Origin of the sequence: Edwardsiella sp. EA181011 (genome assembly GCF_000800725.1) — a bacterium.
Classification (GTDB): Bacteria; Pseudomonadota; Gammaproteobacteria; order Enterobacterales; family Enterobacteriaceae; genus Edwardsiella; species Edwardsiella anguillarum.
Map to the genome: position 1 here is coordinate 3,270,676 of NZ_CP011364.1, position 14,574 is coordinate 3,285,249.

12 protein-coding genes and 9 tRNA genes are annotated in these 14,574 nt (G+C 60.4%); 10 read left to right on the forward strand and 11 right to left on the reverse strand.

What is annotated here, in order from left to right:
• Window positions 1-10: 10 nt before the first annotated feature.
• Entirely contained in the window at window positions 11-352 is a 342-nt protein-coding gene (locus tag QY76_RS14440; RefSeq protein ID WP_034164989.1) for a DsrE family protein, read from the reverse strand.
• A 298-nt stretch (window positions 353-650) separates the two neighbouring features.
• Between QY76_RS14440 and QY76_RS14445 the strand changes: the two genes are divergently transcribed.
• Window positions 651-1,019: a MysB family protein gene (locus tag QY76_RS14445; RefSeq protein WP_034164988.1), complete on the forward strand. Its 369-nt coding sequence runs from the start codon at window positions 651-653 to the stop codon at window positions 1,017-1,019.
• Between the two features lie 54 nt (window positions 1,020-1,073).
• On the opposite strand, the gene glk is transcribed toward QY76_RS14445, so the two are convergent.
• Entirely contained in the window at window positions 1,074-2,039 is a 966-nt protein-coding gene (gene glk, locus QY76_RS14450; RefSeq protein ID WP_034164987.1) for a glucokinase, read from the reverse strand.
• 392 nt (window positions 2,040-2,431) lie between these two features.
• On the opposite strand from glk, the gene QY76_RS14455 reads away from it, so the two are divergent.
• A complete protein-coding gene (locus QY76_RS14455; RefSeq protein WP_034164986.1) occupies window positions 2,432-2,752 on the forward strand; it encodes a hypothetical protein in 321 nt (106 codons plus the stop codon).
• Here the strand turns inward: QY76_RS14455 and QY76_RS14460 are convergent.
• On the reverse strand, window positions 2,749-3,987 hold the full coding sequence (locus tag QY76_RS14460) for an Nramp family divalent metal transporter (protein ID WP_034164985.1): 1,239 nt from the start codon (window positions 3,985-3,987) through the stop codon (window positions 2,749-2,751). The genes QY76_RS14455 and QY76_RS14460 overlap by 4 nt on opposite strands.
• A gap of 380 nt (window positions 3,988-4,367) precedes the next feature.
• Between QY76_RS14460 and QY76_RS14465 the strand changes: the two genes are divergently transcribed.
• Window positions 4,368-5,552, forward strand: a complete 1,185-nt coding sequence (locus tag QY76_RS14465; RefSeq protein WP_034164984.1) for a NupC/NupG family nucleoside CNT transporter — start codon at window positions 4,368-4,370, stop codon at window positions 5,550-5,552.
• 479 nt (window positions 5,553-6,031) lie between these two features.
• Here QY76_RS14465 and QY76_RS14470 read toward each other — a convergent pair.
• The 4 genes from QY76_RS14470 to QY76_RS14485 all read right to left on the reverse strand — a co-directional run bounded on the left by QY76_RS14470 (window position 6,032) and on the right by QY76_RS14485 (window position 6,483).
• A tRNA-Ala gene (locus QY76_RS14470) sits at window positions 6,032-6,107 on the reverse strand.
• A 46-nt stretch (window positions 6,108-6,153) separates the two neighbouring features.
• Window positions 6,154-6,229 (reverse strand) — tRNA-Ala (locus QY76_RS14475).
• Window positions 6,230-6,275: 46 nt separating this feature from the next.
• A tRNA-Ala gene (locus QY76_RS14480) sits at window positions 6,276-6,351 on the reverse strand.
• A gap of 56 nt (window positions 6,352-6,407) precedes the next feature.
• A tRNA-Ala gene (locus tag QY76_RS14485) sits at window positions 6,408-6,483 on the reverse strand.
• Between the two features lie 248 nt (window positions 6,484-6,731).
• Here QY76_RS14485 and QY76_RS14490 point away from each other — a divergent pair.
• Window positions 6,732-7,076, forward strand: a complete 345-nt coding sequence (locus QY76_RS14490) for a DNA-binding protein (RefSeq protein ID WP_034163505.1) — start codon at window positions 6,732-6,734, stop codon at window positions 7,074-7,076.
• A gap of 51 nt (window positions 7,077-7,127) precedes the next feature.
• On the opposite strand, the gene gltX is transcribed toward QY76_RS14490, so the two are convergent.
• Window positions 7,128-8,543, reverse strand: a complete 1,416-nt coding sequence (gene gltX / locus QY76_RS14495; RefSeq protein WP_034163506.1) for a glutamate--tRNA ligase — start codon at window positions 8,541-8,543, stop codon at window positions 7,128-7,130.
• A 335-nt stretch (window positions 8,544-8,878) separates the two neighbouring features.
• Here gltX and QY76_RS14500 point away from each other — a divergent pair.
• The 5 genes from QY76_RS14500 to QY76_RS14520 all read left to right on the forward strand — a co-directional run bounded on the left by QY76_RS14500 (window position 8,879) and on the right by QY76_RS14520 (window position 9,488).
• Window positions 8,879-8,954, forward strand: a tRNA-Val gene (locus QY76_RS14500).
• 39 nt (window positions 8,955-8,993) lie between these two features.
• Window positions 8,994-9,069, forward strand: a tRNA-Val gene (locus tag QY76_RS14505).
• 34 nt (window positions 9,070-9,103) lie between these two features.
• Window positions 9,104-9,179, forward strand: a tRNA-Val gene (locus tag QY76_RS14510).
• Window positions 9,180-9,182: 3 nt separating this feature from the next.
• A tRNA-Lys gene (locus QY76_RS14515) sits at window positions 9,183-9,258 on the forward strand.
• Between the two features lie 154 nt (window positions 9,259-9,412).
• Window positions 9,413-9,488 (forward strand) — tRNA-Val (locus QY76_RS14520).
• 170 nt (window positions 9,489-9,658) lie between these two features.
• Here the strand turns inward: QY76_RS14520 and QY76_RS14525 are convergent.
• The 3 genes from QY76_RS14525 to zipA all read right to left on the reverse strand — a co-directional run bounded on the left by QY76_RS14525 (window position 9,659) and on the right by zipA (window position 13,496).
• Window positions 9,659-10,333 carry a hypothetical protein gene (locus QY76_RS14525; protein WP_045424801.1) on the reverse strand — a complete coding sequence of 225 codons (675 nt, stop codon included), beginning with the start codon at window positions 10,331-10,333 and terminating at the stop codon, window positions 9,659-9,661.
• 140 nt (window positions 10,334-10,473) lie between these two features.
• Window positions 10,474-12,501, reverse strand: coding sequence for an NAD-dependent DNA ligase LigA (ligA, locus tag QY76_RS14530; protein ID WP_045424798.1), 2,028 nt, complete (start codon window positions 12,499-12,501; stop codon window positions 10,474-10,476).
• 68 nt (window positions 12,502-12,569) lie between these two features.
• Complete coding sequence (gene zipA / locus QY76_RS14535; RefSeq protein WP_034163509.1) at window positions 12,570-13,496, reverse strand: cell division protein ZipA; 927 nt, start codon at window positions 13,494-13,496, stop codon at window positions 12,570-12,572.
• A 273-nt stretch (window positions 13,497-13,769) separates the two neighbouring features.
• Here zipA and cysZ point away from each other — a divergent pair, with 273 nt between their 5' ends.
• Window positions 13,770-14,549, forward strand: a complete 780-nt coding sequence (gene cysZ, locus QY76_RS14540) for a sulfate transporter CysZ (protein ID WP_034163510.1) — start codon at window positions 13,770-13,772, stop codon at window positions 14,547-14,549.
• Window positions 14,550-14,574 lie beyond the last annotated feature (25 nt).

The following is a 14,574-nucleotide window of genomic DNA, read 5'->3' on the forward strand; positions in this document are numbered from 1 at the left end:
CGGATCGTGCTTAGGGTTTTATATACAGGAATCCCTGCTGCTGATGCTCCACCAGCGACAACATTCCCGCCGGCACCGTATGTACGCCCATCAAGAGCTGATCGGCGGAGATCCCGTTCGCCCGCATGCTATTCTCGCAGCCAAACAGCGCGATCCCCTGCATCTGCAGCGTCTCCCAGCGCGGCGACTCCTCGCTATCCGCCAGCAGTGTACTGATGGCCGAGCCGTTGAACAAAATATGAATCTCCGTCGGCTGACCATCGCGGATGGCCATCAGGTTACGGGCGTTATTGAATGCGTGCAGACAGTTGGCAGCCTCAGAGACGTGAAAAATCACTTTCATGGTTTGCATCAGCGTTAACCTTATCTAAAGCAGCGCCCCCGGCCGATCGCCGGAGGCCGCGTTATTCACTCAAAAATGCGGTGCGCACGGCCTGCCGCCGTACCGCTCCTGTCTGACCATAGCAGCCAATATAGTGTATGTCATTGTCCTCCCGTAGGTTAGTCAACCCGCGCCGAGTAAATTTTTTGCCACGCGCCTTGCAGCCCTGCGGATTACGTCAACAATAAAACATCATCAGGGTCATCGCCGTAGCGGGTACCCGCCCCGGCGGCCCTCCCCCTCTTTACCCGACCGGAAGGAGCACACCATGGATATGTATCTGACGCTGGATGAAGCCATCGACGCCGCGCGTGAGGCGTTTTTAGCCGAGCATGACGACGACGCCCCGCAGGTCAGTCAGCTCAACCTGCAAAAATATATCCTGCAGGATGGCGATACCCTGTGGATGGCCGAGTTTCATGAGGATACGCAGGAGGATGGCGACGGCGTCGCGCTGTTCTTTGGCGCCGCAGCGCAGGCGATTTTTGATGACGACTACGACGACGGCGAAATCACCGAGGAGTGGCAGGAGGAGAGCACCCTTTATCAGTGGGATGACGACGACTTTCAGTATCAGCCGCCGCTGGACAGCGAAGAGGGAGAGAGCGCCGCCGCAGAGTGGGATGAGCAGAACTGATCCGCACGCGCTTCCCTGGCGCCGCACCCCGCGACGGGGGGCGGCGATGGCGCGTTAAAGACGGGTACCCAGCTGCTGACGCAGGTAGGCGCCGGCGCCAAGCAGGCCGGGATTATCGTGCACGATCAGAAAGACCGGGATCGGCGCGAGGTACGCCTTGAAGCGTCCCTTGTCCTCAAACGCCTGACGAAAGCCGGAGTCGCGGAAAAACGCCAGAAAACGCGGCACGATCCCGCCGGCGATATACACCCCGCCAAAGGTGCCCATATTCAGCGCCAGATTGCCGCCAAAGCGCCCCATCATCACACAGAACAGCGACAGCGCCCGCCGGCAGTCCGGGCAGCGGTCGGCCAGCGCCCGCTCGCTGACCTCCTGCGGCGTCAGGGGCTGAGGCATCCGCCCCGCGACTCGGGCGACGGCGCGATACAAATTGACCAGACCGGGCCCTGAGAGCACCCGCTCGGCGGAGACCCGTCCCAGATCGGCGCGCAGCGCCGTCAGCAGCGCGTCCTCTTCATCGCTACCGGTGGCGAAATCCACGTGGCCCCCCTCACCCGGCAGGCTGATCCAACGCTCTCCGGCCCGGATCAGGTGAGCGACGCCCAGCCCGGTGCCGGCGCCATAGATAGCGATGGGCCGATCGGGCTGCGCCGTCTGGCCGCCCAGCTGCAGCAGGCTCTCCGCCGGGAGAACCGGCACCGCCATGGAGACCGCGGTAAAGTCGTTGATCACCGACAGATGCGCCAGCCCCAGAGAACGCTGCAGCGCGCTGATGGAAAACGCCCAACTGTGATTGGTCATCGCCACGCGATCGCCTGTGATCGGGCAGGCGATCGCGATGCAGGCTGACGTCACCGATACCGCCTGCGCCTGCAGATAGGTCCGGATGACCGACTCCAGGCTATCAAACTGCTGTCCCGGGTAGCTCTGCACCGCCTGGAGCTCCCCCGTGTCGAGACAGCACAGCGCCAGACGGGCATTGGTCCCGCCCACATCGCCAACCAACGCAAAACGGCTCATTTTCCGTCACTCCCCTTATCTTTCTGCCCGCCTCTTCGCGGGATCGTCTCTGCCGCCCCGCCGCACCTGCGGAGGGCCTGTATCTATCACTGGGCAGTATGCCACCATCCGCCGGCGGGGGACTCATCCCTGCGCCTCATCCCCCTGGCGGTACAGTCGGCCTCCGCCGTGCGCCCCTGTCGCGGCCCCTCCGAGCCGCGACGGCGTTCACGCCGCGCTACGCCGCTCAGCCTAGCACAGGTGGTGCACCGCGATGGGCATATTTAGATCTGTCTCCGGCATACGGATAACTCTCAAAAAGGCGCCGGCAGCCTCGGCGCCCCACCGGCGAGGGGACAAAACCGCTACACTGGGCGATATCCCGTTGCTATCCGATGTATCTGGAGAGAGAAATGGCAAAAAATGGTTATCTATTGCTGGCGGTGCTGTGGCTACTCTGCGCCCCTCTGCAGGCCGATACGGATCTGCACCTATTGCCGGGGGTCAAACTGTCCATCGATAATCCGTTGGAGGAGGCGTTGGAGCCGCTGGATGACTGGTCGGAAAACGCCCTGGAGCCGCTGGATGATTGGTCGGAAAAAGCGCTGGAGCCATTGGATGACTGGCCGAAGAACGCGCTGCGCCACAGGAAATGGCGCGGCGATCGGGACGACCAGGGGCGTCGCCCGATCTGGCATCGCCATCACGACGACGACGATGATGACGACGATTAACCGGCCAGTACGGTGATCAGTAGGTACAGGTTAAGTCCGACCACCAGAAAGACGATCACCCTCCCCAGCGCCTGTACCAGTCGGCTATTGACCATATCCCCCATCAGCGCGCGATTACCGGTGAAGGCCAGCAGCGGCAGCAGCGCCAGGGCGATCCCGAAGCTCAGTAAAACCTGGCTGAGCACCAGAATACGGGTGGCATCCAGGCCGGCCAGGATCACGATAAACGACGGCAGCATGGTCACCGCGCGGCGCAGCCACAGCGGAATGTGGAAATGGACGAAGCCCTGCATGACGACCTGCCCTGCCAGCGTCCCCACCACCGTCGACGAGAGACCCGCCGCGACCAGGCTCAGGCCAAAGATCGTGGCAGCGGCCTCGCCGAGCAGGGGCTTCAGCGTCAGGTACGCCTGATCCAGCTCGCTGATCCCGCTGTGCCCGTTAAAGTGGAAGGCCGCCGCCGCCGTCGCCATCATGGCCAAGTTAACGAAGCCGGCGATGGTCATGGCTATCGCCACGTCCAGCTTGGTCGAGGCATAGCGCTCCGCCCGAGTGCCATGGTCGCCTTTTTGGGTCAGCGACGAGTGCAGATAGATCACGTGTGGCATAATCGTCGCCCCCAGGACGCCGGCGGCCAGCACCACCGCATCCTGCGTCGGCAGGTCCGGCAGCAGCATGCCCTGAGCCAGCCCGGCCACGCTCGGGCGCGAGAAGACCAGCTCCACGATATAGGCGGCGGCGACAAACAGCAGCAGCGCCCCGATCACCAGCTCCAGCGGTTTTTGGCCGCGACGCTGTAGCCCCAGGATCAGAAACGTCGCGATCCCGGTCAGAATCGCCCCCTGCAGCAGGCTGACGCCCAGCAGCAGCTTAAAGCCGATGGCGGCGCCGATAAACTCCGCCAAATCCGTGGCCATCGCGATGATCTCGGCCTGTACCCAATAGGCCCATACCGCCGGGCGCGGGAAACGATCGCGGATATGCTCTGCTAGGTTCTTTCCCGTCGCAATCCCCAGCTTGGCGGACAGCAGTTGGATCAGCATCGCCATCAGGTTGGCCCATACCACCACCCACAGCAGGGTGTAGCCGTACGAGGCGCCGGCCTGGATATTGGTGGCGAAGTTACCCGGATCGATATAGCCAATGGCGGCAATGAAGGCGGGCCCCATCAGCGAGATCTTAATCCTGCGCGCAGGGGAGCGGGTGACGCCGTCGACGGTCCGAGTGTTCAACATAGGATGCCCTTACTGCCGTTGTTTCTATTACCTCTCAGTATAGATAGGTGATAATGATTATCAACTGCATTTTTGCGTTAATACCTATCCCTGCAATCGGTATGCTCAATGGACCGCTGAGAATAATCTCACAGCAAAGGGTAATCACCGGGTAATTCTGCTATGCTAATCACATTCGCACAGCCGCCGTCCCGCGTGGTTTATGCCGTACGTAGCCGCAACGCGCTCCCTTTCCCCGCGCAGTTTTGTTACTTTTCTAACTTTTTTTACTTACCAAGTGAAAACAATTTCAATAAATGCAATCAATGTCTCGTTTTTAGTTCCAGCGTTACATAGAATTAGCTGCGAAATTTAGCCTGCCTCATAATTTGGAGCAAAGTATGTCCCCCATTCTGCACTTTTTACTGGCCCTTGTGGTGGTGGCGGTACTCGCCCTGCTGGTCAGCCATGACCGCAAGAGCATCCGCGTGCGCTTTATTATTCAGTTGCTCGTGGTGGAAATTCTGCTGGCTTACTTCTTCCTGAACTCCGACATCGGCCTGGGGTTCGTCAAAGGCTTCTCCGGCTTCTTCGAGACGCTGCTCAAGTTCGCCGCGGAAGGTACCAACTTTGTCTTCGGTAACATGAGCGATAAAGGCCTGGCCTTCTTCTTCCTGAATGTCCTGTGTCCGATCGTCTTCATCTCTGCGCTGATCGGTATCCTGCAGCACATCCGTGTCCTGCCGATCGTTATCCGCGCTATCGGTACCGTTCTGTCCAAGATCAACGGGATGGGCAAGCTGGAATCCTTCAACGCCGTCAGCTCCCTGATCCTCGGTCAGTCTGAAAACTTCATTGCCTACAAAGACGTGCTGGGCAAAATGTCAGAGCGCCGCATGTACACCATGGCGGCAACGGCGATGTCTACCGTATCGATGTCCATCGTCGGCGCCTATATGACCATGCTGGATCCCAAGTATGTGGTGGCGGCGCTGGTATTGAACATGTTCAGCACCTTTATCGTGCTGTCCCTGATCAACCCCTACTCCGTTGAGGGTGAGTCGGATCTGCAGCTGAAAAACACCCACGAAGGACAGAGCTTCTTCGAAATGCTGGGGGAATATATCCTGGCCGGCTTCAAGGTTGCGATCATCGTCTCTGCCATGCTGATTGGCTTCATCGCCCTGATCGCGGCCGTCAACGCCCTGTTTGACACGCTGTTTGGCATTAGCTTCCAGGGCATCCTCGGCTACGTGTTCTACCCGTTTGCCTGGATCATGGGGATCCCGAGCGGTGAGGCCCTGCACGCCGGCAGCATCATGGCCACCAAGCTGGTCTCCAACGAGTTCGTTGCCATGATTGATCTGCAGAAAATCGCCGGCGAGCTATCGCCGCGCGGCCTGGGGATCCTATCTGTGTTCCTGGTCTCCTTCGCCAACTTCTCTTCTATCGGTATCGTTGCCGGCGCCATCAAGGGGCTGAATGAGCACCAGGGTAACGTGGTCTCCCGCTTCGGCCTGAAGCTGGTCTATGGCTCTACGCTGGTCAGCATTCTCTCTGCGTCCATCGCGGGTCTGTTCCTGTAATTCACGACCCACGCTATCGCGATGCCAGGCGCCCTACGGGGCGCCTTTTTTATCGCCCTCTCCCTGTGCGTCACCCACCACTCCCAGAGCCCACGGAAAGGCAGCTGAGTGACTGAGTGGCTTAGTGACTAGAGGCAAAAGGCAAGAGGCAAGAGGCAAAAGGCAAGAGGCAAGAGGCAAGAGGCAAGAGGCAAGAGGCAAGAGGCAAGAGGCAAGAGGCAAGAGGCAAGAGGCAAGAGGCAAGAGGCAAGAGGCAAGAGGCAAGAGGCAAGAGGCAAGAGGCAAGAGGCAAGAGGCAAGAGGCAAGAGGCAAGAGGCAAGAGGCAAGAGGCAAGAGGCAAGAGGCAAGAGGCAAGAGGCAAGAGGCAAGAGGCAAGAGGCAAGAGGCAAGAGGAGAATACCCGGAACACTGCACAACGCCGCAAAGAAAGGGCAAAAAAAGACAAAAAAAGGCCGACATCGCTGTCGGCCTGATATTTTGGTGGAGCTAAGCGGGATCGAACCGCTGACCTCTTGCATGCCATGCAAGCGCTCTCCCAGCTGAGCTATAGCCCCACGTATTCGTGGCCCCTGACACAGGCTAACGCCCGCCGGGTAAGTTTGGTGGAGCTAAGCGGGATCGAACCGCTGACCTCTTGCATGCCATGCAAGCGCTCTCCCAGCTGAGCTATAGCCCCACGTAATCGTGGTCCCTGACGCAGGCTATCGCCCGCCGGGTAAATTTGGTGGAGCTAAGCGGGATCGAACCGCTGACCTCTTGCATGCCATGCAAGCGCTCTCCCAGCTGAGCTATAGCCCCACGTTTGTGGCCGTTCCCAAACCCTGTGTACCTTACCCACTCTCTCTGGAAAAGAGTGGTGGAGCTAAGCGGGATCGAACCGCTGACCTCTTGCATGCCATGCAAGCGCTCTCCCAGCTGAGCTATAGCCCCGTACACACCGCTTCATCGCGGGAACGGGGCGCATGATAGGGCAAGGCCACCGGCACTGTCAACGGCTAATTACCTTTCCTGCGTTAAGCGCGGCAAAAGCCGCCAAGTCAGTCTATTTACTCAACAATTCTGCCCGGTAATCCACAATTTTACCTTTTTCCGTCTAGCGTCATCCCCTAACATTGAGTAAACATGTTACTCGTACAGTTAAATGATACGACTGACTTCTCTCTATTCAGGAATGCGGCATGAACAAGGAGTGGTACTCGGCTAAAGAGCTGGTCGGCATCGGAGGATTTCCATCGACCCCGCAGGCCATCAACCAGCGGGCGAAGTCCGAAGGCTGGCGCCGACAGCGACGCAGCGGCGTCCAGGGCAAAGCGGTGGAATATCACATCAGCAGTTTTCCGCAGGAGGTGATCGACGAACTGCTGGCCCGTGACGAACAGGCGCAGTATCTGATCAGCAGTAGCCAACCGGAAAAGGTGTGGTACTCCATTCTGCTGCAGATGAGCGAAGAGGAGCGCCAAAAGGTCACCTCGCTGATCCTGCGTATCGGTATCAACGAGTTTCTGCGCCGCCTGGGCGACTGAACAACAAAAAACCGGCCAGCGGCCGGTTTGGATATCTGACGATCTCGACGCTTACTGCTGCGCCGCGCGCTCGTCGATAAACGCCAGCGCGCGATCGATACGCGCCAGCGCACGCGCCTGGCCGATAGCGTGAATGGTCACGTCCACGCTCGGCGACTGCCCCTGACCGGTCACCGCGACGCGCAGCGGCATGCCGACCTTGCCCATTCCGACCTCCAGCTCATCGGCCGTTGACTGAATCGCATGGTGAATGGACTCCACCTGCCAGTCACCGATGGCGGCCAGCTTGGTACGGGCCAGCTCCAGCGGCTGACGCGCAACCGGACGCAGGTGCTTCTTCGCGGCGTCGGCGTCAAACTCGCTAAACTCCTCGTAGAAGTAGCGGGCCTGCTGCGCCATCTCTTTCAGCGTCTTGCAGCGCTCGCCCAGCAGGGTCACGATCTCGGTCAGTTGCGGACCGTTGGCGATGTCATAGCCAGCCTGCGCCACGTGCCAGGCCAGGTGCCCGGCGACCTGCTCCGGCGGCAGATGGTTAATATAGTGGTGGTTCAGCCACTGCAGCTTTTCGGTATTAAAGGCGCTGGCTGACTTGCTGATGGCGTCCAGAGTAAAGAACTCCGTCATTTCCGCTACGCTGAAGATCTCCTGATCGCCATGGGCCCAGCCTAGACGCACCAGGTAGTTGAGCAGCGCCTCCGGCAGATAGCCATCGTCACGGTACTGCATGACGCCGACGGCGCCGTGGCGTTTGGACAGCTTTTTGCCATCGTCACCCAGGATCATCGAAACGTGGGCATACTCCGGCACCGGCGCGCCGAGCGCCTTAAGGATGTTGATCTGGCGCGGCGTATTGTTGATGTGATCCTCACCGCGGATAACGTGAGTGATCCCCATATCCCAGTCATCGATCACCACGCAGAAGTTATAGGTCGGTGAGCCATCGGTACGGCGGATGATCAGATCGTCCAGCTCCTGGTTACTGAATTCGATCGGGCCACGGATCTTGTCATCAAAAATGACGGAGCCTTCCTGCGGGTTGAGGAAGCGCACCACGTGTGGCTCATCATCGGCATGGTGGCTGTGGTCATGGCGGCAGCGGCCGTCATAGCGCGGCTTCTCTCCACGGGCCATCTGATCTTCGCGCAGCTGCTCCAGATGCTCTTTGGAGCAATAGCATTTATAGGCGGTCCCCTGCTCCAGCATCTGATCGATCACCTGGTTGTAGCGATCGAAACGCTTGGTCTGGTAGTACGGACCCTCATCCCAATCCAAATTCAGCCAGTTCATGCCATCCATAATGGCATCGATAGCCTCCTGCGTGGAGCGCTCCAGGTCAGTATCTTCAATACGCAGGACAAACTCGCCCTGGTTATGTCGGGCATACAGCCAAGAGTAAAGCGCAGTACGGGCGCCGCCGACGTGCAGATAGCCGGTCGGGCTGGGCGCAAAACGGGTTTTAATTTTCATGTGAACAGTGGCCTTGTTACGCAGGTTACCCACCCTTTCCCAGTATAGGTAAGCGGGCTGCAAAATATCTGTGGGCGGCATTTTACCATTACCCCTCAATTCCTCAACGTCGTTAGGCAATTCCCCCCTCACACCCGCGCTCAGCGTCAGCCGACGCCGCCGACATAGCGCCTCCCCCACCGGCCACGCCGGGATCGGCAGGGAAAAGACGCTAAATCCGCCCCTTTTGGCTAAGTCTGCGACACGTTGGGCGTTTTTCCGGCGAACGACAGTTTTTCTTGAAAAAAGCGTTGACCATTTTCCGCGGCTCCCTATAATGCGGCCTCACACAGCGGGGGTGATTAGCTCAGCTGGGAGAGCATCTCCCTTACAAGGAGAGGGTCGGCGGTTCGATCCCGTCATCACCCACCACTCTTTTAGAGTGTCCCGCCGTGTAGCGCCATACAGATTGGGTGATTAGCTCAGCTGGGAGAGCACCTCCCTTACAAGGAGGGGGTCGGCGGTTCGATCCCGTCATCACCCACCACTTCTTGAACGCAGGGCGCCAGCAGTACCGTTGTGGGTGATTAGCTCAGCTGGGAGAGCACCTCCCTTACAAGGAGGGGGTCGGCGGTTCGATCCCGTCATCACCCACCACTCGGGTCGTTAGCTCAGTTGGTAGAGCAGTTGACTTTTAATCAATTGGTCGCAGGTTCGAATCCTGCACGACCCACCATTCATTCGATGAAAGATGGTTATTTAGCGCAGCGACTGACCTCGCTTAGGTAGGTTACGTCAGGCGTTTTAGCCCTCTCTGAATGGAGCTGCGGCAGCATAGCATCCTATTCCAGCTGACATACATTAGAGTACTGACCTACCGGTTCCAGATTGGGTGATTAGCTCAGCCGGGAGAGCACCTCCCTTACAAGGAGGGGGTCGGCGGTTCGATCCCGTCATCACCCACCAATCTGATCGCGTCTGACCATTTTCCCTTTCCGTCCGTTCCTGATGACCTTCCTACATTCGTATATCGGCCTTGCCCGAGCACTATCCAGCACAAACGTCACGCCGTGCGTAATTCCGCACAACAGGCGATCAACGCGTCACGACGGCGCCGCAGCGCCGTGCATGCAGCGCTACCAGGCCAGCAGGATCACCATAAGCAGTATCACAATCCCGATCAGCAGCAGCGTGGCCGGCGAGCGGGCCTGCACACGAACGCTGCCCGGGATCCACTGCGCCGGAATGAAACCAAAAACCGGCTGAGGGTTGAGCACCGACGTCACCGGCGGCGGATCGTCGTCGGCCCCCTCGGGCGGAACGGCCAGCTGACTGGCGACGATCACCTGGTTTTCCAGCGGAGAACGCAGCGGATCGGCCTGCAGCGTCGACTTGCCCAGGGACGAAAACAGCTTATCGGCCCCCTCTTTGACCTCCAGCGCGCGCTCGACGTTGGCCATCTCCGATAGCATGCGACCGTGCTCCCCCAGAGTAACCCGCGATACCGGCTGTCCCGTCGACGCCGCCATCGCCGCCGCGCCCCGCTGGGTGCTGGCCAGCGGAGACTCCCGTCCCGCGGCGGCGGCCGAGCTCGGCTCACTCTGGCTAAACGCCTGCAGCAGCGTACGCTCGCGCTGCAGCGCCGTCAGGGCGCGCAGCGTGTTTTCATGCTGCGCCGGGGTTAAATCCCCGCGGTTTAACACCTGCAGCAGCCGCTCGATGCGCGCATCCAACAGCTCTGCGCTCAGCTGTCCTCCGCCGTGCGCCTGCGGCGACATACCGCCCGCCATATCTATTGGCCCCAACGCCATACGTTCCTCTCCACTGATTGCTGCCCGTCGGGATATATAACGGCGCCAACGCACGCCAACTTTAACCTATCCCATCATCACCGCCCGCCGTCTGCTCACGGAAGCGGCAGCCAACGGGCGCGTGAGACCCGGCGGGGCCGCTATGCCCCCAGCATACGCAGCATCTGCGCCTCATCGATCACCTCGATGCCCAGCGCATTGGCCTTCGCCAGCTTGGAGCCCGCCGCATCGCCGGCGATCACCAGATCGGTCTTCTTCGATACGCTGCCGCTGACGCGGGCGCCCAACGCCGTCAGACGATCCTTCGCCTCATCGCGCGACAGTACGCTCAGTGAACCGGTCAACACCACGGTCTTACCGGCAAACGGGCTGTCGATCGCCGACGCCGCCTGCGCCGGCGCGCCCTCAGGCCAGCGAATGCCGACCTCGTCGGAGATCAGCTCATCGATCACCTGACGGTTATGCGCCTCGCTCAAAAAGTGGACGACGTGGCTGGCGACCACCTCGCCCACCTCGGGAACCTGCTTCAGACTCTCCAAATCCGCCGCCCGCAGCGCCTGTAGGGAGCCAAAGTGGCTGGCCAGATTGGCCGCCGTCGCCTCCCCCACCTCGCGGATGCCCAGCGCAAAGAGAAAACGGGCCAGCGTGGTTTCCCGCGAGCGATCGAGGGCGGCAATAAGCTTGGTGGCCGACTTGGGCCCCATCCGCTCCAGGCCGGTCAGCTTACCAGCGCTCAGGCGGTACAGATCGGCGGGCGTCGCGACATACTCTTTATCCACCAGCTGCTCGATGACCTTATCGCCCATCCCCTCGACATCCATCGCGCGGCGCGACACAAAATGCTTCAGCGACTCCTTGCGCTGCGCGGCGCAGATCAGGCCACCGCTGCAGCGTGCCACCGCCTCGCCCGCCGTCCGCTCCACCTCAGAGCCACATACCGGACAGTGGGTCGGAAAGCCGATCTCCAGGGCATCGCGCGGACGCATCGCCTCCACCACCCCCACCACCTGCGGGATCACGTCGCCAGCGCGGCGTACGATCACCGTATCGCCGATCCGTAGATCCAGACGCTCAATCTCATCCGCGTTGTGCAGCGTCGCGTTGCTGACGGTCACTCCGGCCACCTGCACCGGCTCCAGACGCGCGACCGGCGTGATGGCACCGGTGCGACCGACCTGAAACTCCACCCCGTTTAGCCGCGTCATCTGCTCCTGCGCCGGAAACTTAAACGCCGTCGCCCAGCGCGGCGCGCGGGCGACAAAGCCCAGCCGCTCCTGGATGGCGAGATCGTCCACCTTGATCACCACGCCGTCGATATCAAAGCCTAAGCCGGGCCTCTCCTGCTCGGTCTGACGATAGTAGGCCAAGACCTCCGCGCTGCCGCAGCACAGCCTCACCCGCTCGCTGACCGGCAGTCCCCAGGACTTAAAGCGCTGCAGGCACTGATAGTGACTGTCCGGCAGCGCCCCGCCCTCCAGCAGGCCAGAGCCGTAGCAGTAGAAGGTCAGCGGACGCTGCGCGGTAATGCGCGGATCGAGCTGGCGCAGCGATCCGGCGGCGGCGTTGCGCGGATTGGCAAAAATCTTCGCACCGCGCCGGCGCGCCTCCTCATTCATCGCCTCAAAGCCATCCTGCGGCATGAAGACCTCGCCGCGAACCTCGATGCGCGCGGGGATCCCCTCTCCCTGCAGGCGCAGCGGAATGGCTCGGATAGTTTTCACGTTGGCGGTGATATCTTCGCCGGTGCTGCCATCGCCGCGCGTCGCCGCCCGGACCAGCACCCCCTGCTCATACAGCAGGCTGACCGCCAGCCCGTCCAGCTTTGGCTCACAGCAAAAGGTCAGCGGCTCGCCGCTTTTCAGCCGCTCATGCAGGCGCTTGTCAAACGCCTGATAGCTTTCCTCATCAAATACGTTATCCAACGAGAGCATCGGCACCTCGTGGCGCACCTGACCAAAGGCCGCCAGCGGCGCGCCGCCGACGCGCTGGCTCGGCGAATCCGCCGTCACCAGCGCCGGGTGTTCGGCCTCCAGCTGCTTAAGCTGCGCCATCAGGCGATCGTACTCCGCATCGGTAACCTGCGGATCGTCCAAAACGTAGTATTGATACTCATGATGGCGCAGCGCGTCACGCAGCTGTTCGAGTTGTTGTTCAATCGTGGGAGTCATAAGCCACCATTTAATGATAAAAAACCCCCGGAGTACGGGGGTTTTGGTAAGGCGCTGGCGCGATCACGTCACGCGGTCCGGCCCAGGTTCTCCAGCACCGTACGAATACGCGCCTTATAGGTTTCTAGCTTTTGCGGGGTCATCATCCGCCGCTCATCGTCCAGCACCACGCCGCCGACATCGTCGGCAATGCGCTGCGCAGACTGCAGCATCAGCTTAAAGTTCTGGCTGGCATCGCCATACGAGGGCACCATCATAAAGATCGACACGCCCGGCGTAGAGAAATCCGCCATATTTTCGACGTCAAAGGTTCCCGGCTTCACCATGTTGGCCATGCTGAACAGCACCGGCCCACTGCCAGCCGGGTTGAGGTGGCGATGGAATATTTTCATCGCACCGTACTGGAAACCGGCCTGCAACACGCTTTGCAGCAAAACCTCACCGCCAATGCTGCTGCCCTGATGCGCCGCAACGTGCATCACCAGTACCGTCTCCCGCACCTTGCCGTCATCCTCCGCCGCGGGGCGTTCGTCCGCCGCTGCCGTCGGGCAAGACTCCGCAGGCGCTCCGTCTACCGCGGCAGACGGCGACGCCAGCGGCACCGCTTCGTCAGGCTCAGCGGCCAACAGCGGATCGCCCAGCAGGGGATCGACCGTCTCGTCGCGGCGCGGCGTCGGTGACGCCAGCGGATGCGTTTCGCTCTCCCGCAGATCCAGCGGATCGGGACGCGCGTCGCTCTCCTCACCCAGCGCCCCCATGGCCGGCTCCACCGGATGAGGAAGCGGGCTGCCGCCGCGCTGCACGCGCACCTCACCGACCCCTTCATCCATTTCAGAGAACGGTTTCTCGTCGCGCCGCGGCTTTTGACGTTTGTTCGGACGATCGCGAAACAGCGCAGAGCGTTCCTTACGGCTGGTCCATAGGCCGTGCAGCAACAACGCTATTATGGCAACCGCGCCAACAACAATTAATATCAGACGCAAATCCTGCATCATCGCAATCTCTGTTGTTTTATTACATTGCCATTTTGGCAAACCCTCAATCTATAAATGTATTGGGGTGTTGGGACAAGTGCAAGTCTGGACTAAACTTTCTGTTAATAAAGATGATTTTTCCTTCTATTTTGCTCTTTTTTCAGCCAAGTCCTAACTGGTAACCCACGGCATCCGCCGATATCATAAGTCATCGGGCTGCGCCATTGGCCGCCATCACATCGCGGAGCGCGCCGCGGCCCGAGCAACCACGGTAACAGCATAAGACGGAGTTAAATGAACACGACATCCCCGGCCGGCGGCGCACAGTCGCCGACCAACGCCAACGGCGTATACTATTTTGCCCAGGGCTGGCGCCTGATCCGCCTGCCCGGCATCAAGCGCTACGTGCTGATGCCGCTGCTGGTCAACATCATCCTGATGGGACTGGCGTTTTGGTGGCTATTCGATCGTCTCGGACGCTGGATTCCAGCGCTGATGAGCTATGTTCCCGACTGGCTGCAGTGGCTGGGCTACCTGCTGTGGCCCCTGGCCGTCATCTCGGTTCTGCTGGTGTTCAGCTATTTCTTCAGCACCCTGGCCAACTGGGTCGCGGCCCCCTTTAACGGCCTGCTGGCCGAGCAGCTTGAAGGACAGCTGACCGGCAAGCCGCTGCCGGACAGCGGGCTGTGGAGCGTAATGAAAGATCTGCCGCGTATTCTGAAGCGCGAATGGATTAAGCTGGCCTATTACCTGCCGCGCGCCTTGGTGCTGCTGCTGCTGTACCTGATCCCCGGCGTCGGCCAGACCCTGGCCCCCGTGCTGTGGTTTCTGTTCAGCGCCTGGATGATGGCGGTGCAATACTGCGATTATCCTTTTGACAACCACAAGGTTAGTTTCCCGCGCATGCGCGATGCCCTGCGCGCTGACAAGGTCGACAACTTGCAGTTTGGGGCGCTGGTCAGCCTGTTTACCATGCTCCCCTTCGTCAATCTGGTGATCATGCCGGTCGCCATCTGCGGCGCCACGGCCATGTGGGTCGATCGCTATCGCGCCGAGCTGGCCATCAATCGCTAATCCTGCCGCGGCGCACTCCCCCGCG

Coding starts and splice junctions, on each gene's coding strand:
- QY76_RS14440 (WP_034164989.1), bottom strand. CDS start 352: ATGCAAACCATGAAAGTGATTTTTCACGTCTCTGAGGCTGCCAACTGT.
- QY76_RS14445 (WP_034164988.1), top strand. CDS start 651: ATGGATATGTATCTGACGCTGGATGAAGCCATCGACGCCGCGCGTGAG.
- glk (WP_034164987.1), bottom strand. CDS start 2,039: ATGAGCCGTTTTGCGTTGGTTGGCGATGTGGGCGGGACCAATGCCCGT.
- QY76_RS14455 (WP_034164986.1), top strand. CDS start 2,432: ATGGCAAAAAATGGTTATCTATTGCTGGCGGTGCTGTGGCTACTCTGC.
- QY76_RS14460 (WP_034164985.1), bottom strand. CDS start 3,987: ATGTTGAACACTCGGACCGTCGACGGCGTCACCCGCTCCCCTGCGCGC.
- QY76_RS14465 (WP_034164984.1), top strand. CDS start 4,368: ATGTCCCCCATTCTGCACTTTTTACTGGCCCTTGTGGTGGTGGCGGTA.
- QY76_RS14490 (WP_034163505.1), top strand. CDS start 6,732: ATGAACAAGGAGTGGTACTCGGCTAAAGAGCTGGTCGGCATCGGAGGA.
- gltX (WP_034163506.1), bottom strand. CDS start 8,543: ATGAAAATTAAAACCCGTTTTGCGCCCAGCCCGACCGGCTATCTGCAC.
- QY76_RS14525 (WP_045424801.1), bottom strand. CDS start 10,333: ATGGCGTTGGGGCCAATAGATATGGCGGGCGGTATGTCGCCGCAGGCG.
- ligA (WP_045424798.1), bottom strand. CDS start 12,501: ATGACTCCCACGATTGAACAACAACTCGAACAGCTGCGTGACGCGCTG.
- zipA (WP_034163509.1), bottom strand. CDS start 13,496: ATGATGCAGGATTTGCGTCTGATATTAATTGTTGTTGGCGCGGTTGCC.
- cysZ (WP_034163510.1), top strand. CDS start 13,770: ATGAACACGACATCCCCGGCCGGCGGCGCACAGTCGCCGACCAACGCC.